General features: G+C 59.0%; 1 protein-coding gene. It reads left to right on the forward strand.

Features of this window, described 5'->3' with window-relative positions; translation table 11 throughout:
- The coding region (locus ACR3FF_RS27365) for an RNA-guided endonuclease TnpB family protein (protein WP_458191251.1) at window positions 1-537 on the forward strand (537 nt) is incomplete at both ends.

Raw genomic sequence — 537 nt, forward strand, 5'->3', positions numbered from 1 at the left:
AAGGCACTCAGGCTTCGCCGGAAGCGTTCCGAGCGTCGGTCGCACTACTTGCACGCAGTCACCAGACACATCGTCTCAGAGTGCGTCGAACAGGGTGTCGGAACGATTGCTGTCGGCAACCTCGAAAGTATCCGTGAAGACGACGAGACTGGCGAGGCTCGAAACTGGGGCGACCATGGCAACGAAGGCTTGCACGGATGGGCGTTCGACCGCTTCACGAACTTGCTCACGTACAAGGCGAAAGCCGAAGGCATCGCTGTGGTCACGGTGAGTGAGCGGGATACGTCGAAGACGTGTTCGTGTTGTGGGCAGAAGCGAGACGCCAACCGTGTGGAGCGTGGCTTGTACGTCTGTCGTGGGTGTGACGCCGTAATGAACGCCGACTCGAATGGCGCGGAGAACATTCGGCGTCGGTTAGACCAAGCACAAAAGGTAACTCTGAATCCCTCTGTGGATAGGAGTAGCGGGCGTGTGGCACGTCCAGTAGTCAACCTGTTCCGTCGTGGAGAACACGACCCGAGTCGTGGACAGGGGACG

Source organism: Haladaptatus ordinarius, assembly GCF_054177595.1.